At 55.5% G+C, this 25,496-nt stretch carries 23 protein-coding genes and 1 riboswitch; of the genes, 5 read left to right on the forward strand and 18 right to left on the reverse strand.

Translation table 11 applies throughout. The annotated features are described in order from the left end of the window. Positions 1–51 precede the first annotated feature (51 nt). From A6395_RS16250 to gatC, 7 genes are all read right to left on the reverse strand, one after another. A complete protein-coding gene (locus A6395_RS16250) occupies positions 52–375 on the reverse strand; it encodes a dihydrofolate reductase family protein (RefSeq protein ID WP_353647110.1) in 324 nt (107 codons plus the stop codon). A 45-nt stretch (positions 376–420) separates the two neighbouring features. After that, positions 421–624, reverse strand: a complete 204-nt coding sequence (locus A6395_RS16130) for a dihydrofolate reductase family protein (RefSeq protein WP_216820985.1) — start codon at positions 622–624, stop codon at positions 421–423. A gap of 77 nt (positions 625–701) precedes the next feature. Beyond that, positions 702–2,063, reverse strand: coding sequence for a 23S rRNA (uracil(1939)-C(5))-methyltransferase RlmD (gene rlmD / locus A6395_RS04655; RefSeq protein WP_071398067.1), 1,362 nt, complete (start codon positions 2,061–2,063; stop codon positions 702–704). A gap of 96 nt (positions 2,064–2,159) precedes the next feature. Then, positions 2,160–3,161: a diacylglycerol kinase gene (locus A6395_RS04660; protein WP_071398068.1), complete on the reverse strand. Its 1,002-nt coding sequence runs from the start codon at positions 3,159–3,161 to the stop codon at positions 2,160–2,162. Positions 3,162–3,223: 62 nt separating this feature from the next. After that, positions 3,224–4,654 carry an Asp-tRNA(Asn)/Glu-tRNA(Gln) amidotransferase subunit GatB gene (gene gatB, locus A6395_RS04665; RefSeq protein WP_071398069.1) on the reverse strand — a complete coding sequence of 477 codons (1,431 nt, stop codon included), beginning with the start codon at positions 4,652–4,654 and terminating at the stop codon, positions 3,224–3,226. 11 nt (positions 4,655–4,665) lie between these two features. Then, positions 4,666–6,108 carry an Asp-tRNA(Asn)/Glu-tRNA(Gln) amidotransferase subunit GatA gene (gatA, locus tag A6395_RS04670; protein WP_071398070.1) on the reverse strand — a complete coding sequence of 481 codons (1,443 nt, stop codon included), beginning with the start codon at positions 6,106–6,108 and terminating at the stop codon, positions 4,666–4,668. Positions 6,109–6,119: 11 nt separating this feature from the next. Continuing rightward, positions 6,120–6,410, reverse strand: a complete 291-nt coding sequence (gene gatC / locus A6395_RS04675) for an Asp-tRNA(Asn)/Glu-tRNA(Gln) amidotransferase subunit GatC (protein ID WP_016509877.1) — start codon at positions 6,408–6,410, stop codon at positions 6,120–6,122. Between the two features lie 215 nt (positions 6,411–6,625). Between gatC and A6395_RS04680 the strand changes: the two genes are divergently transcribed. Further along, positions 6,626–8,332: a methyl-accepting chemotaxis protein gene (locus A6395_RS04680; protein WP_071398071.1), complete on the forward strand. Its 1,707-nt coding sequence runs from the start codon at positions 6,626–6,628 to the stop codon at positions 8,330–8,332. A 36-nt stretch (positions 8,333–8,368) separates the two neighbouring features. Here the strand turns inward: A6395_RS04680 and A6395_RS04685 are convergent, their stop codons facing one another. The 3 genes from A6395_RS04685 to A6395_RS04695 all read right to left on the reverse strand — a co-directional run bounded on the left by A6395_RS04685 (position 8,369) and on the right by A6395_RS04695 (position 11,238). Beyond that, the gene (locus A6395_RS04685) at positions 8,369–9,745 is read right to left on the reverse strand and encodes an alanine/glycine:cation symporter family protein (protein ID WP_071398072.1); all 1,377 of its coding nucleotides are present in this window, start codon (positions 9,743–9,745) and stop codon (positions 8,369–8,371) included. Positions 9,746–9,984: 239 nt separating this feature from the next. Further along, a complete protein-coding gene (bcp, locus tag A6395_RS04690; RefSeq protein WP_071398073.1) occupies positions 9,985–10,422 on the reverse strand; it encodes a thioredoxin-dependent thiol peroxidase in 438 nt (145 codons plus the stop codon). Between the two features lie 12 nt (positions 10,423–10,434). Then, positions 10,435–11,238 carry a hypothetical protein gene (locus tag A6395_RS04695; RefSeq protein WP_071398074.1) on the reverse strand — a complete coding sequence of 268 codons (804 nt, stop codon included), beginning with the start codon at positions 11,236–11,238 and terminating at the stop codon, positions 10,435–10,437. Positions 11,239–11,408: 170 nt separating this feature from the next. Here A6395_RS04695 and pruA point away from each other — a divergent pair, with 170 nt between their 5' ends. Continuing rightward, positions 11,409–12,953: an L-glutamate gamma-semialdehyde dehydrogenase gene (gene pruA, locus A6395_RS04700; RefSeq protein WP_071398075.1), complete on the forward strand. Its 1,545-nt coding sequence runs from the start codon at positions 11,409–11,411 to the stop codon at positions 12,951–12,953. Positions 12,954–13,004: 51 nt separating this feature from the next. On the opposite strand, the gene A6395_RS04705 is transcribed toward pruA, so the two are convergent. The 6 genes from A6395_RS04705 to A6395_RS04730 all read right to left on the reverse strand — a co-directional run bounded on the left by A6395_RS04705 (position 13,005) and on the right by A6395_RS04730 (position 18,496). Next, positions 13,005–13,820, reverse strand: a complete 816-nt coding sequence (locus A6395_RS04705) for a ZIP family metal transporter (RefSeq protein WP_071398076.1) — start codon at positions 13,818–13,820, stop codon at positions 13,005–13,007. Between the two features lie 129 nt (positions 13,821–13,949). Further along, positions 13,950–14,414 (reverse strand): 6,7-dimethyl-8-ribityllumazine synthase, encoded by a 465-nt coding sequence (ribH, locus tag A6395_RS04710; protein ID WP_070328590.1) that lies wholly within the window; start codon positions 14,412–14,414, stop codon positions 13,950–13,952. Beyond that, a complete protein-coding gene (locus A6395_RS04715; RefSeq protein ID WP_071398077.1) occupies positions 14,414–15,595 on the reverse strand; it encodes a bifunctional 3,4-dihydroxy-2-butanone-4-phosphate synthase/GTP cyclohydrolase II in 1,182 nt (393 codons plus the stop codon). Before A6395_RS04715 ends, ribH begins: the two co-directional genes overlap by 1 nt. Further along, complete coding sequence (ribE, locus tag A6395_RS04720; RefSeq protein ID WP_070328588.1) at positions 15,595–16,236, reverse strand: riboflavin synthase; 642 nt, start codon at positions 16,234–16,236, stop codon at positions 15,595–15,597. Before ribE ends, A6395_RS04715 begins: the two co-directional genes overlap by 1 nt. After that, a complete protein-coding gene (gene ribD, locus A6395_RS04725; protein ID WP_071398078.1) occupies positions 16,217–17,299 on the reverse strand; it encodes a bifunctional diaminohydroxyphosphoribosylaminopyrimidine deaminase/5-amino-6-(5-phosphoribosylamino)uracil reductase RibD in 1,083 nt (360 codons plus the stop codon). The genes ribE and ribD overlap by 20 nt, the downstream gene beginning before the upstream one ends. Before the next feature lie 150 nt (positions 17,300–17,449). After that, positions 17,450–17,592, reverse strand: a riboswitch (FMN riboswitch). 91 nt (positions 17,593–17,683) lie between these two features. Continuing rightward, positions 17,684–18,496 carry an undecaprenyl-diphosphate phosphatase gene (locus A6395_RS04730; protein WP_071398079.1) on the reverse strand — a complete coding sequence of 271 codons (813 nt, stop codon included), beginning with the start codon at positions 18,494–18,496 and terminating at the stop codon, positions 17,684–17,686. 450 nt (positions 18,497–18,946) lie between these two features. On the opposite strand from A6395_RS04730, the gene A6395_RS04735 reads away from it, so the two are divergent. Next, positions 18,947–19,588: a homing endonuclease associated repeat-containing protein gene (locus A6395_RS04735; RefSeq protein WP_071398080.1), complete on the forward strand. Its 642-nt coding sequence runs from the start codon at positions 18,947–18,949 to the stop codon at positions 19,586–19,588. Between the two features lie 46 nt (positions 19,589–19,634). Here A6395_RS04735 and A6395_RS04740 read toward each other — a convergent pair whose 3' ends face one another. Beyond that, complete coding sequence (locus A6395_RS04740; RefSeq protein WP_071398081.1) at positions 19,635–21,317, reverse strand: GGDEF domain-containing protein; 1,683 nt, start codon at positions 21,315–21,317, stop codon at positions 19,635–19,637. 120 nt (positions 21,318–21,437) lie between these two features. Further along, a complete protein-coding gene (locus A6395_RS04745; RefSeq protein WP_070328583.1) occupies positions 21,438–22,268 on the reverse strand; it encodes a DegV family protein in 831 nt (276 codons plus the stop codon). A 177-nt stretch (positions 22,269–22,445) separates the two neighbouring features. Between A6395_RS04745 and A6395_RS04750 the strand changes: the two genes are divergently transcribed. Both A6395_RS04750 and A6395_RS04755 read left to right on the forward strand, forming a co-directional pair. Continuing rightward, on the forward strand, positions 22,446–23,144 hold the full coding sequence (locus A6395_RS04750; RefSeq protein ID WP_071398082.1) for an ABC transporter ATP-binding protein: 699 nt from the start codon (positions 22,446–22,448) through the stop codon (positions 23,142–23,144). A gap of 12 nt (positions 23,145–23,156) precedes the next feature. Continuing rightward, complete coding sequence (locus A6395_RS04755; protein ID WP_071398083.1) at positions 23,157–25,481, forward strand: ABC transporter permease; 2,325 nt, start codon at positions 23,157–23,159, stop codon at positions 25,479–25,481. The last annotated feature ends 15 nt before the right edge of the window (positions 25,482–25,496 follow it).

Genomic DNA, 25,496 nt, shown 5'->3' on the forward strand with positions numbered 1-25,496 from the left:
TATGTTTCCGTCTATTGAAGTTTCAAGGTCTACTTAAACCGCAATGTGTCATCACTTCCTATGATAATGAGAGACGATGACACCGTTCGGCATCGGATAATGCTCAAGTGATTTAAAAGTGATTGGATTCATTTCATCATTTGGGAACAAGCGCTTCCCTGACCCTATGATAATCGGATAGATAATCAACCAACATTCATCGACGAGGTCGTTTTGAAACAAAGCATGTGCCAAATCACTGCTTCCCCAGACATGAAAATCGGGCCCTGCTTCTAGCTTCAATAGCTTTAACTGTTTGATGGGGTTCGGCAAAAAAACGGTTGGCTCCCATAGACTTTCATGCAACGTTTGTGACGCTACGTACTTTGTCGCAATTTGTGCTTCCGGCCAAACACCCGCGTGCTGGGGCCAATAGTCTCCCTATTGTTCATACGTCTTTCTCCCAAGTAGCAATGCAAAGTCGCTGTGCATTTGTGTCCGAATCAGACGACCTAACTCATCACTCGTAAACGGTCCTGTCCATCCGCCGTGCGTAAACCCTTCGCTTACATCCTCGTCTTGCCCACCCGGTGACTGAATCACACCATCCAAGGATACATGTTCAAGTACAATGATTTTCCTCATCTTCACCACCCCTTATGACACGACTAAACAAAAAACCTCCGATTTCAAACAAAATCGAAGGTCTATCTGCATTCATCTTATTCCATTTTTTCTAGCCACGCCACCGTCTCCACATGCGCCGTATGCGGGAACATGTCGACCGGTGTCACTTCGACGAGGCGGTAGCCGCGGTCAGCGAGGTAACGCATATCGCGCGCTTGCGTCGCGACGTTACACGATACGTAGACGATCCGTTTCGGACTCATCTCGACCATCGTCTCGAGGAACGACTCGGCACAGCCTTTACGCGGCGGATCGACGACGATGACGTCCGGGTTGATGCCGTCTTGCTTCCACTTTGGAAGGACATCTTCAGCCGCGCCACAGGCGTACGTCACGTTATCGATCTCGTTGACGAGCGCGTTCTGTTTCGCGTCCTCGATTGCTTCCGGCACGACTTCGACGCCATACACGTGCGCTGCTTTCCGGGCGAGGAACAGACTGATCGTCCCGATGCCGCAGTAGGCGTCAACGACTTGTTCCGTACCGGTAAGTTGCGCGTATTCGAGCGCCTTACCGTACAGCTTCTCCGTCTGGACCGGGTTGACTTGGAAGAACGAGTGCGGCGAGATCGTGAACGTCAGTCCGCCGATCTTGTCCTCGATCGTCTCGTGGCCATATAAGAGTTTGTTCGTCGCCCCTAGGATGACGTTCGTCTTGTCCGGGTTGACGTTTTGCATGATCGACGTCACGTCGGGCAGACGTTTCAAGATGTCGGCAACGATCTCGTTGACCCCTTTGATTTTCGTCGTCTTCGTGATGAGGACGATCATCAGTTCACCGGAGTGGTAGCCGTAGCGGGCCATGACGTGGCGGATGACGCCGCGTCCTGTCTTCTCGTCATACGCCGGCACACCGTGCGCCGCGAGCACGTCGCGGACGACTTGGACGGCCTCATCGTTCCGCTCATCTTGGATGAGACATTCCTTCATCTCGACGATGTCGTGCGAGCGTGGGCGGTAGAAGCCGGCGACGAGACGATCTCCTTCTTGCTTGAACGGCACTTGCGCCTTGTTGCGGTAGCGCCACGGTTCCGGCATCCCGATCGTCTCGTGAACCGGCACGTCGAACTGGCCGAGTCGCTGGAGCGCCTCGACGACGCGGTCCCGTTTTTGACGGAGCTGGCCTTCATAGCTGAAGTGTTGGAGCTGACAGCCTCCGCATTGATAAAAGATCGGACACGGCGGTTCGACCCGGTCCGCACTCGCTTGTTTCACTTCGATCAGCCGGGCGAAGCCGTACTGTTTGTTCGTCTTCGTCACAACAATCTCGACCGTCTCACCCGGGAGCGCGTTCGGCACGAACAACGTATAACCGTCGACGCGTGCCACGCCTGCCCCTTCGTGTGTGAGGTCATGGATGTGGACGTCGAGACGGTCGTTTTTAGTTACTGGTAGCATGAGTCTCTCCTTTCCCGATTCGAGAAGTACTTTATTCTGTCATTACCCGTTCAGAGGCCAACGAAAAGCTCGGCGTGAGCGCCACGCCGAGCCGACTTATTCTGCTTTCTCATTCGACACGTTGAACAGCTGTTTGATCATCTGTTCGCGTTCGTACTGAGCGTTCAACTCTTCCATCTCGCGGATTCGCGCGTTCGGTGCGAGTACCGTCAAGTGGCGGAACAAGTTCCGCATCTCACCCGTGCATTCGCCGCCGTACTCGCCGTCGATGTTGAGGCTCATCCGCTCAGTCGTCGTCTTCATCTTAACGTGGCCCGTCTTGACGTGCTCGACAAGCGGGCTCGACAAGTGCTCACCCCGGAGCAATAAACGGACGACGTGGATGAACTCGAACAAGTTACATTTCCGTAAGATGAACAAGTCAAACAAGCCGTCATTGAGTGACGCGTGTGGCGAGATCTTCTCAAAGCCTCCGACCGAGTTCGAGTTCGACGTGAGGAAGATCATCACTTCCCCGCTGAACGTCCCTTCGTCATGCTCGAGCTCGATGTACGTCGGTTTGATGAGTGGCAGCTTCTCCATCCCTTTGACGTAGTAGGCGAGCTGGCCGAGCGCCGTCTTCAACTTCGACGGCACTTCGTACGACAGCTCAGTCATGATGCCGCCGCCGGCGATATTGATGAAGTAATGGATGTCTCCCGCCTCGCCTTCGATCTCCCCGAGGTCGACCGGCATCTCGAAGCCGTCACAGATTACGTCGAGAGCGCCGACGACGCTCAAAGGGATCCGCATCGCCCGGGCGAAATCGTTCGTCGTTCCGACCGGGATGAGCCCGATCGTCGGACGTTCATCGAGCGGAGCGAGTCCCGAGATGACCTCGTTCAACGTCCCGTCACCGCCGGCCGCGATGATCAAGTCGAACTCGGCCGCAGCGGCCCGCTCGGCTTCGAGCGTCGCGTCACCGATCGCTTTCGTCGCGTACGTCGACGTCTCATAACCCGCATCCTCGAGACGGTTCAATATATACGGCAGCTCCCGTTTGATCACTTCTTTTCCAGATGTCGGGTTATAGATGACCCGTGCGCGTTTTCGTTGCATATTGTTTCTCTCCCCTATGCTCATTTCGAGCGAAAAGCGAGACACAAGTGCCTCGCTGCTGCTTAACGTTTCGCGATCTCTTCGTGGAACAAGCCATCGAGGAGCGCCGGGTTCGCCATCCCTTTCGTCTGCTTCATGATCTGCCCGATGATGAAGCCTTTGGCACGGTCTTTCCCGTTCTTAAAGTCTTCGATCATCTGCGGATGCGCTTCGAACAATTCGACGATGTAGCCGCGGAGCAAGTTCTCGTCCGAGATTTGGGCGAGACCGTTCGCTTCGACATACGCCTTCGGTTCGGCGCCTTCCTCGATCATGGCCGTGAACACGCGTTTCGCGATCTTCGAAGAAATTGTACCTTCTCCAATCAAACGAATCAACTCCGCGAGCGAGCTCGGCGTCAACTTCATCGTCTCGACCGTCTCGTTCGACTTGTTCAAGTGGCCGAGCACTTCGCCCATGAGCCAGTTCGCCGCAGCTTTCGGTTCGGCACCGGCCGCTGTCGTCGCTTCAAAGAAGTCCGAGAACTCGCGCGTCGACGTGAGCGCCTTGGCGTCATAAGCCGACAGGCCATAGTTGTTCATGTAACGTTCGCGACGTTCGACCGGAAGTTCAGGCAGCGTCTTGCGAATGCGTTCCTTCCATTCCTCGTCGATCTCGAGACGGACGAGATCCGGCTCTGGGAAGTAGCGGTAATCGGCCGCCCCTTCCTTGACACGCATGAGGATCGTCTTCTTCGCCGCCTCATCGAAACGGAGCGTCTCTTGACGCATGACGCCGCCTGTGATGAGAAGTTTACGATGACGCTCTTCCTCGTAATCGAGCGCCTTCAAGACGTTCGAGAACGAGTTCAAGTTTTTGAGCTCCGTCTTCGTCCCGAACGGCTCTTGACCGAACGGACGGACCGAGATGTTACAGTCGCAACGAAGCGACCCTTCTTCCATCTTGACGTCCGAGACGCCCGCGAACGAGAGCACTTCTTTCAAGCGTTCGAGGTAAGCGACCGCGTCTTTCGGTGAACGCATGTCGGCCTCACTGACAATCTCGATGAGTGGTGAGCCGGTCCGGTTGAAGTCGACGACCGAATGTTTCTCGCCCGTATGGTTCATCTTCCCAGCATCTTCCTCGAGATGGACCCGCTCGATGCGGAACCGTTTCATCTCGCCATCGACTTCGACGTCGACGTGGCCGTTAAAGCCGATCGGTTGGTCGAACTGCGAGATCTGGTACGCTTTCGGCGTATCCGGATAGAAGTAGTTCTTACGGTCAAACTTCGTATCGGTCGCGATTTCACAGTTGAGTGCCATCGCGGCCTTGATGGCGAGGTTGACCGCCTCTTCGTTCAATTTAGGCAGAACGCCCGGGTGTCCGAGACAGATCGGACACGTTTGCGTATTCGTTTCGGCACCGTATGTGCGCGAGCAGCCACACCAAATCTTCGACTTCGTGCTCAGCTCGGCGTGCACCTCGATCCCGATGATCGTTTCAAAGTTCATCGTTGTCCTCCTTAAAGCTGTGGCATCTTAAAACCGCCGTTTGCTTGTTCAAAAGCATGGGCCACGCGGTAGAGTGTTGGTTCGCTGAAGTGGTTCCCGATGATCTGGAGACCGACCGGGAGGCCGTCTGAGAGACCGGCCGGAACCGAGATGGCTGGTACGCCAGCCAAGTTGACCGGGATGGTCATAATGTCGTTGGCGTACATCGTGAGCGGATCTTCGAGTTGTTCGCCGAGCTTGAACGCCGTCGTCGGCGCAGTCGGCCCGATGATCGCGTCATAGTTCTCGAACACGCGCGCGAAGTCTTGCTTCATGAGTGTGCGCACCTGTTGCGACTTCTTGTAGAACGCATCGTAATAACCTGAGCTTAACGCGTACGTCCCGAGCATGATGCGGCGTTTCACTTCTTCGCCGAACCCTTGCTCGCGTGAATACGTGAACACTTCTTCGAGCGCCTCGGCCTCGGCGCGACGTCCGTAACGGATGCCGTCAAAACGAGCGAGGTTCGAAGACGCCTCAGATGAAGCGAGTAAGTAGTACGTCGGGAGCGCGTATTTCACGGTCGGGAGCGATACCGTCTCGACGGTCGCACCGAGCGACTTGAGCGTCTCGACCGCTTGTTCGATCTGTTTGCGGACACCGTCTGATACGCCTTCTGCCATGAACTCTTGCGGCAGGGCGAACTTCATGCCTTTAATGTCGCCATGAAGTGACTTCGAATAGTCCGGCAGGTCGACTGTCGCCGACGTCGAGTCCATGTCGCAATGACCTGAGATGACGTTCAACAAATAGGCGTTGTCTTCGACCGAGCGCGTGAGCGGACCGATCTGGTCGAGTGACGAGGCGAACGCGACGAGACCGTAACGTGACACGAGACCGTATGTCGGTTTCATGCCGACGACGCCACAGTAGGCTGCCGGTTGGCGAATCGAGCCACCCGTATCCGAACCGAGGCTGAACAGTACTTGTCCGGCTGCGACCGTCGCGGCCGAACCGCCTGACGAGCCGCCTGGCACGCGCGTCGTATCCCACGGGTTGCGGACGACTTTGAACGCCGAGTTCTCGTTCGATGAACCCATCGCGAACTCGTCCATGTTCAACTTCCCGATCGTGACGGCACCGGCGTCGTGAAGACGCTCGACGACCGTCGCGTCATGGGCCGGGACGAAGTTCTCGAGGAACTTCGAGGCACACGTCGTGCGTGTCCCTTTTGTGACGATGTTGTCTTTGACGCCGATCGGCAAGCCGAAGAGCGGGTTGTCCGCTGTCTTGGCGAGGTCGTCCATCCGTTTCGCTTGCTCGAACGCGTCCTCGTTCAACGTGAGAAACGCACCGATTTTGTCATCGGTCGCTTCGATGCGGTCAAATGATTCTTTGACGAGGTCCGTTACCGTGACCTCACCTTCTTTTAATAAGGTATGTAGCTTGGCTACACCGTGATCGAATAGTGTCATGAAGGGCCTCCTTACTCAAAGACGGCTGGGACGCGGACTTGGCCGTTCTCCCAATCAGGCGCCATCCGTTCGACTTCCTCGCGGGGAAGTGACGGGCGGACCTCATCTTTGCGCATTACGTTTTTCAAATCTAGGGCATGGGTCGTCGGGATGACGCCCGTTGTATCAAGTTCATCGAGTTGCTCGGCGAACTCGAGGATTTTTGTCAATTGCTCCGTGAAGTGCGTCACTTCATCTTCCGTGATCGCAAGTCGGGCGAGTCCGGCGACGTGCCGAACTTCAGCTTCAGTGATTCGAGCCAAAGGTTCCACCTCCAACAGTTTTCAATACATCGTTCATTATCATACCACTTTTCCATAAGACAAAAAAGAAAATCCAATCCGGTCAAAGATGATCATTATTTGAAAGTTAGGGAATTGCGCTAGAATATTGACTCGTTTCAAAAAACGGCTATACGGTACACGGGCAATTCTCATTATGCTAAGAGAGTAGCAAACATTTCCCGAGGAGGATCATTATGTCAATCCGTAACAAATTGATCGTCGCCTTTACCGTCCTGCTAGTCTTATTACTCGGTGTGAGCGGCTATTCATTCTATGCGTTGAACGCCTCGAAGGCAGCCCAACAAGACATGAACGTCTCTTGGGTGCCCGGCATGGACCAAATTCATCAAGTCGACAAGCAGTTGCTCGAGATTCGCCAGCAGATGATGCGCCACGCTCTAGTCGAGGACGAGGTGACAAAGCAAAATGTCGAAATCAGCATTGAGACCGGCATCACGATTTTAAAGCAACAGCTGACCGGCTATGAGTCGACAATCAACAACAACAAGGCCGCCCGTGAACTGTTCGATCAGGCGACGACACAATGGACCACATTCCAGACAAACATTGAGGAATTGATTCGCATCTCGAATGAAGAAGGACAAGCCGCGGCCGACGCCTACATCCGGGACACGGCCACGCCGAGCGCAGACGCCCTGTCGAATACGCTCGGTCTCCTCGTCAACTTGAACCGCGATGGGATTCGTTCTGACATCGAGACTGGTGAAGCGTTGTTTGCACAAGTCCAACTCACGCTCATCGTCATCATGATCGCCGCTGTCGTCTTCACCGTACTCATGATGGTGTTCATCTTCCGCTCCATCTTCGAGCCGTTGAAAGAGTTCAAAGTGAAAATGCGCGAACTTGCCACGAGCCAAGGCGATTTGACGACGTCGATCCCGGTGAAGCGACGTGATGAGTTCTCCGGGCTCGCACGCGACTTCAACCAGTTCATCGCCAACCTACGCCAACTCATTTTACAAGTGAACGGTGTCTCACGCGGCGTGAACGAGCAGTCCGCCCACATGTACGACGAATTGAAAGCGCTTGATTCGTATATGACGACGACCGCCGCAACGACCGAGGACTTGACGGCCGGTATGCAACAGACCGCGGCGAGCGCCCAGGAAATGAACACCTCGGCGTCAGACATGGAACGGACGCTTCACAACATCGTGACGATGGCGGCCGAACGAAAAACCGAGGCTGAACAAGTCGACGCCCGGGCCATGGCGCTCCGTACTCACGCCGTCGAAGCGAAAGCGTCAGCGATCGGCGTCTTGTCCTCGACACGACACAATCTCGAACGGGCCATGCATGACGCCAAGGCCGTCCGCGAGATCGCGACGCTCACGAACGATATTTTAGACATCGCGGCGCAGACGAACCTGTTATCGCTCAACGCCTCGATCGAAGCGGCACGGGCCGGTGAAGCGGGACGCGGGTTCGCCGTCGTCGCCGACGAGATCCGTAAACTGGCCGAGACGAGCCGGACGACCGTCGAACGGATCCAAGCGATTTCGAAGACCGTGCTCCATTCGGTCGACCATTTGAACGAGACGTCGAGCGAGATGCTCGGTTTCCTCGATACGAACGTATTGAAAGATTACGACCAGCTCGAAGAAGCGGCTGAGCGCTACAGCGAAGACGCCGGGCGCTTTGAGGCAACCGCCTCTGAATTCGCCGAAGCGGCCACCGAACTCGAACAATTGACGTCCGGTATGATCGGCGTCATTCAAGACGTCGCCGTGACGGTCAATAACGGGGCGCTCGGGACGCAAGACATCGCCGAGAAAGTGACGTTGTCGGTCGACCGGTTCAGTGAGTTGAACCGTGTCACGGAAGCATCGCAACGGAAGATGGACGAGTTGAGCGAGTTGATCGGCCAGTTCAAAGTGTAAACAAAAGGACGCACTCCCTCGGGAATGCGTCCTTTGTCATGCGGCCGACTGTTGCCGTTCTTTCCGTATCTCAAGTTCGAACCGCTTCGTCTCGGCGACGACGACACCCGACAAGAACAACAGACCGATCAAGTTCGGAATCGCCATCAGACCGTTGAAGACGTCCGAGACGGCCCAAATCAAGTTCAAGTTCGTCGTCATCGCACCAAGTCCGGCGACGACAATGTACACCAGCCGATACGGTACGATCGCTCGCTCCCCGAGCAGGTAATGGACCGATCGTTCCCCGTAATAGCACCAGCCGATCACGGTCGAGAAGGCGAAGAAGACGAGCGAGATCGTGACGATGAGTTCCCCGATCGGTCCAAGGAAGTAAGCGAACGACGCTTGCGTCAGCTCGATCCCTTGCAGCCCTTCCGTATATTGACCGCCCATGACGATCGTCAGCCCGGTGATCGAACAGACGATGAGCGTGTCGATCAACACTTGTGTCATCGAGACGAGCGCTTGCCGTCCCGGGAAATCCGTCTTCGCGGCCGCGGCCGCAATTGGTGCCGACCCTAGCCCAGCCTCGTTCGAGAACACGCCACGCGCGACACCGTAACGGATCGCGGCACCGAGTGCCCCGCCGCCGATCGCTTCGGCACTGAACGTACTCGAGAAGATCGTCGCGAATGCGGACGGGATCAAGTCAAAGTTCATGACTAAAATGGCGAGCCCGGCCCCGACGTAAGCGAAAATCATGACCGGGACGAAAATCCCGACGACTTTCCCGATCGATTTGACGCCACCGAGGATGACGAACCCCGTCAGGACCATCATGATAATACCGGTCGCGAACATCGGGACACCGAACGACGTGTTCAGCGCTAAACTGATCGAGTTCGTCTGGACGCCGTTGCCGATACCAAACGCGGCAATCGAGGCGAACAAGGCAAACGTCATGCCGAGCCAACGTTTTTTGAGCCCGTGTTCTAAATAGTACATCGGGCCGCCCGCAATCTCACCCCGCTCATCGACGGTACGATACTTGACGGCGAGGATTGCCTCGGCGTATTTTGTCGCCATACCGATGAACCCACTCAGCCACATCCAGACAATCGCCCCCGGTCCTCCGAGGACGATCGCGGTCGCGACCCCGACCATGTTGCCGGTACCGACCGTCGCTGCTAGCGCCGTCATGAGCGCTTGGAAGTGTGAGATGTCGCCGCGTTGCCGTTTTCGTTTTTCGGCTTCCGCCCCACTCTGCTTTTTCGGGATGAACGCTTCTTTCAAGCCGAACCCGAGCCGTGTCACCTGGATGAATCCGAGCCGGAACGTCAAGAAGATGCCCGTCCCAATCAATAATATGAGCAAGTGTGGTCCCCAGACGAGGTTCGATAGACTCGTCACCCAACTTTCAAACTGCTTCACATGATGTTCCCCCTATGTATGTATTCGCTTGATTACTGGTTTATATTTTTCAGAACATTCACAACTTCGTCAAGTCGACGCGAGGTGAAATCATACCGATTCCGCGTAATGTTTTTGTAATATATCTGTTCAACGCTCGGTTTTATCTTGTTTCTAACGTTAGTATTTGAAATAAAAATGTAACGATTCACTTCAGCAAAAAACCGACCTCCCCTATCGGGAAATCGGTTGGGTCCAACTTATTTGGCGAGCGCCGCGACGACCTCGTCGACGTGACCGTTCACTTTGACACTGCGCCACTCCTCTTCGATGTAACCGTCCTCGTTGATGAGGAACGTCGAGCGGACGATGCCGTAATACTCTTTGCCGTAATTCTTTTTCAACTGCCAGACACCGTATAGTTCTGACACTTCATGCGTGTCATCGACGAGCAAGTCGAACGGCAAATCGTTCTTCTCGATAAAGTTTTGATGCTTCTTCTGGCTGTCGGCCGAGATGCCGATGACGACGGCCCCGCTCATCTTCGGTGCGGCGTCACGGAAATCGCACGCTTCGGTCGTACAGCCCGGCGTCGCGTCTCTCGGGTAGAAATAGAGGACGACTTTCTGGCCACGATAATCTTCGAGTGCGACCATGTCCCCGTTTTGGTTCGGTAGTGTAAATGTTGGTGCTAACATCTGATTTCCTCCTTATCCGAACGACGGGTCGACGAGCTGTTCGTCATATCCGTCGATCGCTTGTTCTAGTTTTTGTTTGAGCGGGTCGAGCACTTCGAGATAGTCGACCGGGTCTTCCGTCGCGGCCGCATCGCGGAGCGCGGCCTCATTATCGATATACCACGTCTGATACGCTTTAAAATAATCGGTCATGATCGTTTGGTTTTCCGGTACGGTGAGCGTCTCTGACATGAGCAAGAAGACGTTATTGTCCGCCTCGAGCGCGACATAGTCCGTCTGGGCGTTGACCCGGTCGTAAATCGGTCCGGCCTCATCTTCCGGCACCTCGGCGAGACGGGCGTTCGCTTCAGCGTTCACCCCATACTCGCTCGCTTCAATCCCCGTCAACAACTCCCCGACCTCACCGATCACGTCAGCCGGGACCAAAGCCGGTGTGACGACGAGCGACCAATCGTCGCCTTCCTTGATCGCGACTTTGGCGAGCCGGTTCGGCAGTTCGTTCCCGTCACCATCCTCCATCTCATGGACGATATAGGCGACGTCCTCGTCCTCGTTCACCCAACTCTCGACGATGTCACCCGGCGTCAAGTCACGCGTCACGGCACCCGTCGCCGGGATGTCGGTCCGGGCAGCAGCGTAGTCGATGTCTGCGAGCGCCTCGGCGTCCCCGTCACGGAGCGCTTGTTGATACGATTCATACACCGTCTCGACCGCGTCCGGGAGCGGTCGTTTCGTCTCTTCGACCGGTGCTGCCTCTTCATTCCCGCAAGCGCCGAGCATGAGTGTAAGCGCAAGTGGCAACATCCATTTTCTCATCCAATCATTCCTTCCTCGATCGATCTCTTTTCACCATCCTACCACGACTGAATTTGGAGCGGAAACGACACGCTTTTCCGGAAAATTGTTTCACTAGGATTTCATGAAGAATTCCGATACAATACAGACGTAAGCGCTTAACTGCATAATCACTTTAAGGGGGAACGAGAATGATTCCATACAAACATGAACCATTCACAGACTTTACAAACAAAGAGAACGCTGCCTTAATTCAAGCGGCGATCGAGAAAGTGAACGGGGAGCTTGGTCAGGACTATCCGCTCGTGATCGGTGGGGAAAAAGTGACGACGGAAGGTAAGATCACGTCTTACAACCCGGCCAATAAAGACGAAGTCATCGGACACGTCTCGAAAGCGAACCAAGAACTCGCGGAACGTGCGATGCAAGAAGCGCTCAAAGCGTTCGACACGTGGCGTCACGTCGACCCGTCTGTCCGTGCCGACGTCTTGTTCAAAGCGGCGAACATCGTCCGTAAACGGAAGCATGAGTTCTCGGCCTACCTCGTCAAAGAAGCGGGCAAGCCTTGGAACGAAGCGGACGCGGACACGGCGGAAGCGATCGACTTCATGGAGTACTATGCGCGTCAAATGCTCGAACTCAAACCGGGTAAGAAAGTCGAGAGCCGTCCGGGCGAGTACAACCGCTATGACTACATCCCACTCGGGGTCGGGATTGTCATCAGCCCATGGAACTTCCCGTTCGCGATCATGGCAGGGACGGCCGTCGCGGCAATCGTCGCCGGTAACACGATCCTCTTGAAGCCAGCTTCGACGACACCGATCGTCGCGGCGAAATTCGTCGAGGTCATGGAAGAAGCGGGTCTCCCGAAAGGCGTCCTCAACTTCATCCCGGGACCGGGCGCTGAAGTCGGCGACTACCTCGTCGACCATCCGAAGACGCGCTTCATCAGCTTCACTGGTTCACGAGACGTTGGTCTCCGCATCAACGAGCGCGCCTCGAAGTTGAACGACGGCCAAATCTGGCTCAAACGTGTAATCGCCGAGATGGGCGGAAAAGACACGATCGTCGTCGACGAATCAGCGGACCTCGAACTCGCGGCCCAGTCGATCGTCAAATCGTCGTTCGGCTTCTCGGGACAAAAATGTTCAGCTTGTTCACGCGCCGTCATCGTCGATAGCGTGTATGACACGGTGCTCGACCGCGTCATCGAATTGACGAACGAACTGTCAGTCGGAAACACGGAGCAGAACGAACACTTCATGGGACCGGTCATCGATGCGGCCGCGTTCAAGAAGATCACGTCGTACTTCGACGTCGCGAAAGAAGAAGGACGCATCGTCACGGGCGGTAAAGCGGATGACTCGACCGGCTACTTCGTCGAGCCGACGGTCGTCGCCGACGTGGCACCGAAAGCACGTCTCATGCAAGAAGAGATCTTCGGGCCGATCGTCGCCTTCACGAAAGCGAAAGACTTTAAAGAAGCGATCGACATCGCCAACAACACCGAGTACGGCTTGACGGGTGCGGTGCTGACGCGTGACCGCTCGAACCAAGAGTACGCACGCCAAAACTTCCACGTCGGCAACTTGTACTTCAACCGTGGTTGCACAGGCGCGATCGTCGGCTATCAGCCGTTCGGCGGCTTCAACATGTCAGGGACCGATTCAAAAGCAGGCGGACCGGATTACATCCAGCTCCACATGCAAGCGAAAACGACGTCAGAGACGTTTTAATCCAGGAAGGTACGACGGGACATCCCGTCGTGCCTTTTTTCTGTGTCGGCCTCACCCTAACGCCACGTCTAAAATCATCATGACGGTAAATCCAAGCATCAAGGCGATCGATGCCAAGTCCTTATGGCCATTCTCTTGCGACCCCGGGATGACTTCTTCGACGACGACAAAAATCATGGCCCCCGCGGCAAAGCTCAATGCGAACGGCAGTAGCGGCTCCATGACAAACACCGCCCAAACGCCGAATAAGGCGGCGACCGGCTCGACGACGGCCGACAGCTGTCCGTAGAAAAAACTCTTTCGTCGTGACATCCCGTCCCTCCTTAACGGCAGCGCCACCGCCACGCCTTCTGGAAAGTTTTGAATCCCGATCCCGATCGCGAGCGCGATGGCACCCGTCAACGAGGCCGATGGAAAGTCAGCCGCGACCGCCCCAAACGCGACCCCGATCGCTAGCCCTTCCGGTATGTTGTGCAACGTGATGGCTAAGACGAGCAACGTGCTGCGCTTTCGTTTGAACGGGCCGATCCCTTCCGCCTCACTGAGCGGGGAAGTCGGATGCAGGTGCGGAATCAGTTGATCGATGCCCCATAAAAAGAATCCGCCCATTAAAAAGCCGACCGCGGCCGGGAACCAGGCCGGCCAAGCGTCCTGTCCTGCCATCTCGATCGCCGGCGCGAGCAGCGACCAAAAACTGGCGGCAATCATCACCCCGCCGGCAAATCCGAGCATCCCGTCCATCAGCCGTTGATTGATCGATTTCGTCGTGAACACGACAGCCGCCCCGAGCGCCGTCATGCCCCATGTGAACAACGTCCCGAGCAAGGCCTGCATGGTCGGACTCAGTTGAGCCACCCCGTCCCACATCGCCATCGCCTCCCCTTAAGCTTTGTATGCGCGCCCTATTCTTTTCCCGTCGTCCCTGCGTCGCTAATCCCGATTTGAACAATCAAAAAAAGAGGAGAGCGACGTCGCTCTCCTCCGTTACAATTCTATTTAAAATGTGCGCATCAAGTTCGCCATCTCGATTGCCGCTGTCGCTGCTTCCCAGCCTTTGTTTCCGGCTTTCGTACCGGCCCGCTCGATCGCTTGTTCGATCGTCTCTGTCGTCAAGACGCCGAAGATGACCGGCACTTCCGACTGGTAGCTCGCTTGGGCGACACCTTTCGCTGCTTCGCTACAGACGTAGTCGAAGTGCGGCGTCGCCCCGCGGATGACCGCTCCGAGCGTGATGACGGCGTCATACTTCTTGCTCATCGCCATCTTTTTGGCGACGAGTGGAAGTTCGAACGCGCCCGGGACGAACGCGATCTCGACGTCGTCTTGCTCGATGCCGTGGCGCTTCAGCGCATCCTTCGCCCCGTCGAGCAAGCGCATCGTGATCAAATCGTTGAACCGTCCGACGACGATCCCGATTTTCAAGCCTTTACCAACCAAGTTACCTTCAAATGTATGCAACATTATTCTTCTCCTCCAAAATGATTCATTTTTTGTTGTTTCGTTAAGCGATAGCGTTCATTCTCGGCGTGCTCCCCGACGATGATCGGGACGCGTTCGACGACGGTGATGCCGCACGCCTCCAAGGCGTCGACTTTCTCCGGGTTGTTCGTCATGAGCCGCACGTTCTTGACACCAAGGTCACGCAACATGCCCGCGCTCACCCGGTAGTCACGCAAGTCGGCATGCAACCCGAGCGCGACGTTCGCCTCGACCGTGTCGAGCCCTTGCTCCTGCAGTTCATACGCCTTCAATTTATTCAGTAAACCGATGCCGCGCCCTTCTTGACGCATGTAGAGCACGACGCCGCCCTCTTCTTCAATTTTAGCGAGTGACGCATCAAGTTGCGGACCGCAGTCGCAGCGGTAAGAGCCGAACACGTCACCGGTCAGACATTCCGAATGGATGCGGACGAACGGTGCATGTTCAAGTTCGCCTTTGATGAGCGCGACGTGCTCGTCGCGGTCAAGGACGTTTCGATAACCGATCAGGCGAAACTCACCCTTAGCCGAGGGGAGATTGACGTCCGCCTCTCGTTCGACGAGGTCCGTCTCCATATAGCGGACGAGCTCCTCGATCGTGATAAATTTCAAGTCGTGCCGTTCCGCGACGTGGACAAGGTCCGGCACTCGAGCCATCTCGCCGTCTTCACGGATGATCTCGCAAATGACGGCGACCGGCTCACTCCCTGACAGTCGAGCTAGATCGACCGACGCTTCGGTGTGGCCGCGCCGCACCGAGACGCCGCCTTTTTTCGCGATGAGCGGGAAGATGTGTCCCGGCCGTTGAAAATCGGCCGGACGCGCGTTCGCATTGGCCAGCTCGCGGACCGTGTGGGCCCGTTCGCTCGCCGAGATGCCCGTCGTCGAGTCGACATGGTCGACACTGACGGTGAACGCCGTCCCGTGTGGATCGGTGCTGTTGTCGACCATCGGCGACAAGTCGAGCCGGACGGCGACTTCTTCCGCCAGGGCGGCACAGACGAGCCCTTTCCCTTCCGTGATGAGGAAGTTCATCGTCTCGGCCGTCATCTTATCGGCGAGGACGACGAAATCACCTTCGTTCTCCCGGTCCTCGTCATCGACGACGATGATCGGACGCCCCATCTTCAAATCTTCGATTGCTTGTTCGATTGTGTGAAACATCACCATCCCGCCTTTCCGTATCCCATCGACGCAAGTGATTCGAGCGTCATGTCTTTTTGATTCACTAGCTTTTCCATATATTTAGCCAACATATCGCATTCCAAATTGACCTTATCCCCAGCCTGCTTCATCCCGAGCACCGTCTCACTGTACGTGTGCGGGATGAGCGACAGCGTGAAGCCGCGTTCAGTGACCTCATACACCGTCAAGCTCGTCCCGTCGACCGAGATCGAACCTTTAGGGACGATGAAACGGAGTAGCGACGGCTCGCAACTGATATCGATGTAGACCGCGTTCGCGAGCGGACGCTTCTTGACGATGCGCCCGACCCCGTCGACGTGTCCCGAGACGAAGTGACCGCCGAAGCGACCGTTCGCCGGCATCGCCCGCTCGAGGTTGACGTCCGTTCCAGGGCGGACCCCATCTAGACTGGACGCTTTGAGCGTCTCCGGCATGACGTCGACGGCAAAACTCGTTTGATCAAACGCCGTCACGGTCAGGCAAATCCCGTTCACCGAGATGCTATCGCCGAGCTTCACGTCTTCTAACACGATCTTGCCCGCGAGCGTGAGCCGTAGCGACGGCCCGTTCCGCTTCACGGCTTTCACACTGCCGATTTCTTCAACGATTCCCGTGAACATCGGACTCCCCCTTTCTCATGACGAGCTTGATGTCGGTACCGACCGTCTCGACCGAGCCGACCGCGAAGCGCTCGATCGCATCTAACGGTCCGGTTTGGCTCGAGCGATAGACGCCTCGGTTCCCACCGAACACGCGCGGTGACTGATACATGACCCATTCGTCGACGTATTGTCCGTCAAAGAGTGACGTCACGAGCGTCGGTCCCGCCTCGATGAGCAAACGGCCGACGCCGCGACCATGCAAGTCACGAAGGACGTTGTCGAGTGTCGAATAGTCGGCAAGCTCGATACCGTTTCGCGCGAGCTCGGTCCGTTTCACTTCATCATCAGACAGCGTATAGACGAGCACCGGCACATCTTTCGCGCTCCGGACGAGCTGACTCGAGAGCGGTAAGCGGAGCTCGCGGTCGAGGACGACCCGAAGCGGCTGACGTGTCGGCGTGTCGAGCCGGACGGTCAAGGCCGGGTCGTCGGCGAGCACGGTCCCGATTCCAGTCAAGACGGCATCGACCGTCGCCCGTAGTTCGTGGACATCACGTCTCGCTTCAGTCCCGGTCACCCACTGGCTCTCACCCGCCTCGAGCGCGACTTTCCCGTCTAGGCTCGTCGCCGTCTTCAATACGACGTACGGCCGTTTCGTCTCAAGCGAACGTAGGAACGCCGGATTGAGCGCACGGGCCTCGGCTTCGAGCAGACCGACTTCGACGTCGATCCCCGCCGCCTTCAACCGGGCGACACCTTTCCCTGCGACGAGCGGGTTCGGATCCTTCATCGCGATGACGGCGCGCTTGATGCCCGACTCGATTAGCAAGTCGGCACATGGCGGTGTCTTCCCGTAGTGCGAGCACGGCTCGAGCGTGACGTAAATCGTCGCACCGTATGCGGACGCACCGGCCATCCGAATGGCGTGCACTTCGGCGTGCGGTTCACCGGCCTTCAAGTGGGCACCGAATCCGACGATGCGACCGTCTTTGACGACGACGGCCCCGACGAGCGGGTTCACACCGGTCTGTCCGGCAGCGGACTTGGCCAATTGGATTGCTTGTTGCATGTACTGTTGCATCGTTCTCCCTCCTTGTTTCGTACAAACAAAAAGACCCTAAGGATGTCCTTAGGGTCTCGGCGGGAGGTCTCAGTCGTCATTTGGCAGGCCAAATAAGCGTTTTCTTTACAGAAAAACGTACGACGAAGCACAGGTCACGAGGACCTGTCTTTTTTCCTTCTCCCATCCAGACTATACTGTCGGCTCTAGAGTCACACTAGATCCACCGTTCGCACACGTGCGCCCGGGTCACGGACTTAGGGCTCGCGCCCATCACCGCCGGTTGGGAATTGCACCCGACCCCGAAGGAATATTTGTTTGTACGCATTTACTTTAGCGCAAAAAAGAATCGAAGGCAAAAATAAAAGTGCAAAAAAGCGCCACTCCGATGAGCAGCGCTTCCAATCAAGCCAAGAACAAGACGACGAGCAAACCGACGATCCAGCAATAGAACGAGAAGTACTTGAGCTCACCCTTCGCCATGATGTGCTGGAACCATTTGAGCGAGATGGCCGTCAGCGCGTACGAGGCGATGAACGCCAAGACGAGCGGACCGAACAGATCACGCGTCGCCGGGTCGGTGAAGAGTGCCGGCCCGTCCAAGATCATCGTCCCGAGACTGACCGGGATGAACAAGAAGAACGAGAACCGGAGCGCCGACTCTTGTTTAATGCCGAGTAACATCGCCATGACGATCGTGGCACCCGAGCGGCTGATCCCTGGGATGAGCGCGACCGCTTGGGCGAGACCGATCAAGATGGCGTCACGTAACGTGATGCCACCGTCGCCTTTATTCCCGCGCATGTTGCGGATGAACCAAAGTGCGACCCCGGTCAAGATTAACGTATAGCCGACCGTCGCGACGCCGCTGAGCGTCTCACCGATCCAATCACCGAATAACACGCCGAGCACGCCGGCCGGTACGGTCGCGACGAGCAAGAGACCGATGAACTTGACGTCGATCATCGTATCCTCGCTGCGGTCTTTCTTAAATAAGAACGTCCACAGACTGACGACGAGGCGGACGACATCTTGGCGATAAATCGTCAAGACGGCGAGGAGCGACGCAAAGTTGACGAAAATCTCGAACGACAGCCCAGGTAATTCGATGTTGAACAGCTCTTGGAAGATGACCAAGTGACCGCTCGACGAGATCGGGATCGGCTCCGTAAACCCTTGGACGAGACCAAGCAGCAAGTAAAATAACCATATTGTCATATCATAATATCCTCTTTTCTCAAATTCGCTCAATGCGGCTATTTTAGCAGAATCACAGTTTCATTGACCACCCTTAAAAAAAATTCGTATATTTTGAAAACTTTTATTGATTAGTCTGAAAATTAAATTTATTATAGAGGAGTACTCAACTGGACAACGGTGATGACCCCATTGTCCAGCTGGGTACATTTTTGTATGGAATTCATATAATTTACCAAATATAAAACTTTTTGTTTACAAATGAACCCATATAATATTAAATTTGTAATATACCTATTACCTTTTTTTTCAATCTCTCATCCGACTTTAGACCTATCACGTCCCATTTTTAACATAAAAAACTTACAAAAGCGCTTATAAATCGTAAAAACTATCCGATAGTATGATTGTAGAAGCACTTTCGTCATCATTGTCGGTTCAGATATGAGTCCATGGAAGGAGGAACCATCATTGAGTCAAACGCTATCCACTAGTACTCATCACTTATCAACCGAACAGCAACGCATGATTCACTGTATTCGTTTGCTCGGGGATTTATTAAAGGAACGTCCTCGTCGCTCTGTCTATCGTCGTTTCGCGATGGAGCAAAACTGGCCGTCTCCCGAATCGATCATTCGACAGTTCGGATCATGGGCCGAGGCACTCGCTATTGCCGGCTATGAATGGCATGGGGAAATCGCCGTTGATTTACCCGATAAAATGCCAAAATATACACGCGATGATATCGTCGAGACGCTTGCCCTCTATTCACGGGACATGGGTTCGATCATCACGCTGAAGAAATATCAAGAATGGCGGAAACTACACCCGAAAGCACCGAGCCATTACCACATCGTCAAGACGTTCGGTTCGTGGCATGACGCCTGCGCCGAAGCCGGACTTGAGGCGAGCGTGACTTACTCGAAGTCAGAGTTGTCGAACGCTCTTCGAGAAGCGATTCATGAGATGGGCTTCTCTCTTTCATTCGAGGCGTACCGAGAATGGGCGAAACGCAACAACAAGCCATCTACGAAAGCGATCTTGCATCGTTACGGGTCTTGGTCCGCTGCCATCCATGCGGTCGAGTCCGACATATTCAGCCAGAAATCATAATCATTCATTCAAAAAGGAGAACCGTTTAACGGTCCTCCTTTTTTTTTCATTGAATTCGTTCGGTCGACGTGTCACGGTAATGGGCGACACGGTCGCGACCGTTAAACTTCGCCCCGACGTACATCGCCCGGTCGGCATGTCGCAACACCGTATCGAGCTCTTCGTACTCATGGATCGTCTCGATGCCGATGCTCGCGGTCACTTGAACCCGGATCCCTTCCGTCCCGAACGGATGTGACCGGAGCGCTTGGCGGATCTTCTCACCGGTCACAATCCCCGCCGCCTCGTTCGTCCTCGGGAACACGAAGACGAACTCTTCGCCGCCGTAACGCGTGACGAGGTCACTGCTCCGGACGAGCCGGTTGAACAGGACCCCCGCTTCAATTAACACTTCGTCCCCGAACGCATGGCCGTACGTATCGTTGATCGATTTAAAATGGTCGAGGTCAACTAAGAAGACCGACAACGGATACGAAGCGACGTCGTTTAGCCGCTCTTTCGTCCAACGTTTCAACGCTCGTTGGTTCGGCAACCCGGTCAACGGATCGGTCAGACTCTCGTGCTGGAGACGATCCCGTTCATCGATCCGCTCGAGTGACCACGATAGCGTCTTGAGCAAACGGTGGATCTCGACCGCGAGTGCCTCATCATAGGCCCCGTTCGCCGTCGTCGAGATCATACAGCTGACCGCGTTCGTCGTGCTCGTCACCGGTTGAATGACGAGCGCGGAATGATGCAGTTCGCTTTGGTTCGCCTGAAGCTCCGGGTGCCACTCGTGGAGCGAATCGTACAGAAAGTATGGCTCGCTCGCGTCACGGTGCCGCTCAAGCGTATACGCATCAGCGACCGCTTCCGCTTTACGCCCCCGCACATCATAAAACGTTTGCTCCCCGTCTCGATTGATTTGAAGCCAACCGCGCTCGACCTCGACGATTTCCCGTAACCCGTTCCAAAACTTTTCAATTAACAACGCTTCGCTGTCGACGCGATAGAGCTGTTCTTTCAACCGCTCGATTTGATCGATCTTCGATTGCGTCTCTTCTGTCTGCGTCGCTTTCGACAACGCCAGCTTTAAAATCGACAAGAGCAGGAATGCTGCCATCAATCCGACATACCCGAACAGTTGGAACGCCTCGAGCGCGACCATCGTGAACAACAGCTCGAGCGAGATGACGAGCCAATCGAACCGTAACAGCCGCCACATGATCGGCAGCGGGATCCGCTCCCCGACCAAGAACCGGGACATGACGAAGCTGAAGCCGAGGACGAGATAAAGGACCGCTAAGAAGCCGAGGAGCGCCGCACCTTGCTCGAGCAAGTGGACGGTCGACCCGATCTCACCTCCAAATGAAAAGTAGACGAGACCCGGGATGACGAGTATCATCGCCTCGATCAACGTGTTGAGCGGATAAAAGTGTAAGAAGCGCCGGCGGCCGACTTTTTTGTTGAACGTCCGTGCCTGGAATGTCAACAACAGCAACTGCCCCATCAAAATTGCCGGGACGAGCCCGTACAAGAAGAACGTCATGAAGACGAACAGCTCGTGGAATGTGAAGTGCAGGTGCCGCCGCTTCAACGGGTTCATGACGAACAAGGCACCGAGCGTGTAGATGAACCAGAAGAACGCCCAATCGAACGTTTCCAGATCGGTCCACGTGTAATAGACGATCCCGATGAAGACGAGCGACCACGAGAGCCAGCTCCTTATGAGATACTTCCGAAACCGCATCGTCTTCCCCCTTTTCTTGTAACATTCTTTAATAGTATGAAGGGTTTTGGAGAAACATTCCAGTCGTTGTTTGAAAGTTGTGACAATGAAAAAACCGTGGCGTGCGCCACGGTCTGTCCGTTATTTCGCTTTCAAATAAGAAATGCCGATCGAGCCGGACCCGGTGTGGGCCCCGAGCAGCGGCGCGAGCGTGTCGACGCGGATCGGCACCTTGTCGCCGAGTTCCCGTTTCCACGACTCCGCAAGCTCTGGCACGTTCCCGTGGAAGATCGAGACGTCCGTGCATTCGCCTGACTCGATCGCCGCCCGGATGACCTCGAACAAGTGGGCTTGCGCCTTTTTATACGTCCGTACGGTCTGATACGGGACGATGAGCCCGTCCTCGAAGCGGAGCACCGGCTTCAGCTGCAGCATGTTGCCGATGAGCGCTTTTGATTTCGAGATGCGTCCACCTTTTTGCATTTGCGTCAAATTTTGAATCGTCAGTTCGATCCGGACGTCCTCGACGCGCTGTTTCATGTACGCCTCGACGTCATCAAGGGCGTCTCCGCGCTCGACGCGCTCGATCAGTTCCTCGAGCAACAGACCCATCGTATAAATACCCGACCGTGAATCGATGGCGAGCAGCTTGAACTCGGCGATCTCGGCCCCTTGGATCGACGCCGAGTACGTGCCGCTCAAGTCAGACGACAGGTGGACGGCGATGCCCATGTCATACTTCGGCTTCAACTCTTCATACAGCGTGGCGAAATCCCCGATTGCCGGTTGGCTCGTCGAGACGCGCTCGCCGGCATCGATCCAGTCGTACACCGTCTCGGCGTCGACTTCGATGCCGTCTTTATAAGGTTGATCGCCCTTGACGACGTAAAGCGGGACGATATGGATGTCTGGATGGTGTTTAATTGAATCTGGCAGGACGACCGTGCTGTCCGTAATGTAGGCAATTTTCATCTGAGCCTCTCCTTTAAAAACATAATTAGTACCTGGTAGTATTATTTTATCACAGGTGAAACGGTTTCACTAATTTTTCAAAAAATGTGTCCGTCTTCGTCAAACGTTCAAACCTCCCAGGTCCACAATCCGCCCGAAACGGGTAAAAGATAACATGGACAAAGGAGGCGCTTTTTTATGATTCGAATCGAGAACGTCAATAAAATTTACAAGACCGGTGATATCGAGACGGCCGCCTTGAAAGAGGTCGATTTGACGATCAATGACGGAGCGTTCGTCGTCATCCTCGGCCCGAGCGGCAGTGGCAAGAGTACACTCTTGAACGTCATCAGCGGGCTTGATACGGTCACGTCCGGGAACATCACGTTCGATGACACCGTCTTGACCGACTTGTCCCCGGAACAGATGACGGCGTTTCGGCGCGACCATCTCGGCTTCATCTTCCAACAATACAATCTGCTCCAAAACTTGACCGTCTACGAAAATATCCAGATTGGGGCCGACCTGTCACAGCAACCGCTCGGTATCGACGAGCTGTTAGAGCAGGTCGGGCTGACGGCCGCGCGTGACAAGTACCCGTACCAACTGTCCGGCGGTGAGCAGCAACGTGTCTCGGTCGCCCGGAGTCTCGCCAAAAACCCGTCGATCATCTTTTGCGATGAACCGACCGGCTCGCTCGACGAGGACAATTCGAAGAAAGTGCTCGAGCTGCTCGAGCGATTGAACACGACGTACGGCAAGACCGTCGTCGTCATCACCCACAACACCGGCATCAGCGCCATGGCCGACGACGTCATCAAGATGAACTCGGGACGCATCGTCGAACTGACGCACAACCCGGTCCGACAAGCCGCGCGCGACATCGATTGGGGTTAGGAGGTTTCGACCATGCTGTATAAAAACGTTTTGAAGACGCTCGTCGGCAAATGGATGCAGCTCGTCGCCATCGCCGTCATCATCGTCATGAGCTCGCTCACCTATACGATGATGTTCTACGGCATCAGCGGGATCGAGGTCCCGACCGAGGACTATTTGGCGTCGTCGAACCAAGAGGACTTCGCCGTCGAGATGCTCAACCGTGTCACCGCAGACGAAGCGAACGACCCCGAAATCGCCTCCCTCGTCGCCTCGGGCACGTATACGCTCGCCGACTTGAAACAGGTCGACCCGGAGCGCTTCGACGACTTGATCGGCGCCCGGATCGACGCGGTCGAGTCCGTCATGCCCGAGGCGACACTCGAACTTCGCGAATCCAAACTGATCACTTATCCATTAGCCGGCAGTGAACATCGGGGGCTCGTCTTAAAAGAAACAATGACAATCAATCAGTCTTACCTCGAAGCAGGATCGCGTCCGACAACCGACGACGAGGTCGCGCTCAACGCCAAATACGCCGAGAAGAACGGGATCGAGGTCGGTGACACGATCGACCTCGGCACGCCGTTCACGGTGAGCGGTTTCGTCTTGTTCCCGGACTATACGCTCCCGCTGTTCGATGAGAACTTCTTCAATCTCGACGCCGGGACGCAGACGCTCCTGCTCATGACGGACGAGGCGTATGAAGCGATCGTCGGCACGGAGTCGTTCCGGCTCTCAGGCGTCACGGACGGCGCGATCGACACAGCCGAGCTCCCGTTCGTCGTCTCGGTCATGGAGACGGAGAATATTATGCGCAGCGGGGCCATCTATAGTGAGATCTCGTCCGGGAAAGCGATGGCGCTCGGACTTAGCCTATTCATCGTCTCGATCGCCGTCATCATCGTCGCCATTCTCATCTCGAACATGCTCGAGGCCGAACGCGGTCAGATCGGGCTGTTGAAAGCGATCGGCTACAATCGGCGCCAGATCTCAACCCCCTACTTAGTGCTGATCTTGGTGTTCGCGACGCTCATGCTCGTCATCGGGTACTTCCTCGGCCTCTACTTCGCCGACCCGCTCAAAAACCTGTACCTCGACTTCTATCTGTTGCCATCGATCACGATCGCTCAAAACCCACTCGTCTTTTTGACCGCCGTCTTCGTCCCGCTCGTCTTCTTCGGCATCGTCGCCGGTGCCGTCATCTACAAGCTTATGGGCGAGAGCGCGCTCGCACTGTTATCACCGCGCGACAACATATCACTCAATCGGCTCAGCCGGCTCGTCAGCCGAATGCTAAGCCGGGCCAGCGGGAAAACGAAGTTCAAATATTTATACGCCGTCAAAAGCACGGGCAGCTTCATCATCTTCTTCCTCGGTATCTTGTTCTCGACGCTGCTCATCGTGTTCGCACTCATGATGAACGGGGCCGTCGACCGGATGACGGTCGGCGGATTGAACGACGTCGACTATGCGTATGAGGCGTACGCGAACACGGAATCGCCGCCAATGCTCGTCGACGGTCAGGAACCGTTCCTCGCCTATCCGTTCGCGTTCGTCGAGGATCAACTCGTCACCCTTAAGGGCTTGAGCGACGACAACACGCTCTACCGGTTGCAAGACCGGGACGGGAACGAATTGACCCCTGCAACCGATGGCGTCATCGTCACCGAACCGCTCGCCTTAAAACAAAGTTTTGACGTCGACGACGTCATCACAATCGAGCTCGACGGAGAGACGTTATCGTACCCGATCCTCGGCATCGCCGACGACTTCACGGGTGACGTCGTCTATTTACCGATTGAAATGCTCAGCAACGAACTGACAGACGGCACTTCGAGCGACTTGTTCAACGGCGTCTATGCCAGTGAACGTCCGGACGAGTCGGTGTATCCGACGATTCTGTCGCGCGACGGCTTGATCGAACAGTCCGAGTCGATCAACGAGTATATGAATTTAATGATGAACGTCATGATCGGCGGCTCCGCCTTGATCGCCTTCAGCATCTTGTTCGTCTTGACCGCGCTCACGGTCGAGAAGAACTATTACGTCATCTCGCTCCTCAAAGTGATGGGGTATAATCGACGTGAGGTCCGCTCGATGATCCTCGACAGCTATTTCGTCTACGCGCTCATCTCGGCACTCCTGAGCATCCCGATCGCCCTCGTCGTCCTCCGTATCATCATCGTCGTCTTCGCCGAGGACTACGGGCTCGTCTTGCCGCTCGAGTTTGAATGGATATACGTGCTCTATACGGTCGGGGCCGTCACGCTCTTGTTCTTCGTCAGCACGTTCGTCAGCCGGCGCAAGATCGATCAAATCCCGCTCCAAGAAGTGTTGAAGACATATCAAGAATAACTTTGCTCGAAATAG

This window comes from Exiguobacterium sp. SH31 (assembly GCF_001816105.1).
Taxonomy (GTDB): domain Bacteria; phylum Bacillota; class Bacilli; order Exiguobacteriales; family Exiguobacteriaceae; genus Exiguobacterium; species Exiguobacterium aurantiacum_A.